General features: G+C 28.8%; 1 protein-coding gene. It reads left to right on the top strand.

What is annotated here, in order from left to right; translation table 11 throughout:
- On the top strand, positions 1-1130 hold a 1130-nt coding region (locus N9R04_RS11260), incomplete at both ends, for a transposase (protein ID WP_262856872.1).

Raw genomic sequence — 1130 nt, 5'->3', positions numbered from 1 at the left:
AAAAGATTATACCAGAGATTAAAGAAGATGGAGATAGTGATTTAACAAGAGAAGAAATTAATTCAATTGGTACTCATCTAGATAAAGAAATCGAAGATTTAAATTATAATATTGAACATGAAAAATGTACTCGATTAAGAAAGCAAGCTCGTCAAAAGCGAACTCAAATCAAAAGATATAAAAAGAAATTCGCTGCTTATTTAGAACGAAAGGATAAATATAAAACACAAAAAGCTATACTCCAAGATAGAAATAGTTATTCTAAAACAGACCATGATGCGACTTTTATGAGAATGAAGGAAGACCATATGAAAAATGGCCAGCTTAAGCCAGGATATAATTTACAAATAGCGACAAATTCTCAATTTGTTCTATCATATAATGTTTATCAAAATCCGACAGACACAAGAACAATAATTCCTTTTTTATCATTGATTAAAAAGACCTACGGTCATTTACCTGAATACATTGTAGCTGACGCTAGTTATGGTAGTGAACCTAATTATATTGCAATTATAGATGAATTTAATCGAACACCACTTATAACTTATGGCATGTTTATTAAGGATAAAACTAAAAAATATAAAAGTGACATTTTTAATACTCACAATTGGGGATATGATGAAATCAATGATGAATTTATTTGCCCGAATCATAAAAGACTTGGTTTTAAAAGGTATGCCTACCGCCATGATAAATATGGATTTAAAAGAGATTTTAAATTATATGAATGCGATGATTGTTCAGATTGTCTATTGAAAAACTATTGTATGAAATCAAATTCAAAATCGAATAAAAAGTTAATGAAGAATTATAATTGGGAATACTTCAAATCACAAGTTAACCAAAAGCTTTCAGAACCAGAAACTAAAAAGATCTACAGTCAAAGAAAAATTGACGTAGAACCAGTTTTTGGATTTATGAAGGCTATTTTGGGTTTCACTCGAATGTCGGTTAGAGGCATAAATAAAGTTAAAAGAGAACTTGGTTTTGTATTAATGGCACTTAATATAAGAAAAGTAGTAGCTCAACGAGCTAACTATAGTCAAAATAATAGTAAAAAAGGCAATTTCTGTATTATTACAATAGAAATTGCCTTATTCTCTCTAATCAAAGATCTTTATGTCCCA

It is taken from the genome of Staphylococcus marylandisciuri, assembly GCF_025519785.1.
Lineage (GTDB): Bacteria > Bacillota > Bacilli > Staphylococcales > Staphylococcaceae > Staphylococcus > Staphylococcus marylandisciuri.
This window is presented reverse-complemented; position numbering and strand designations above follow the sequence as displayed.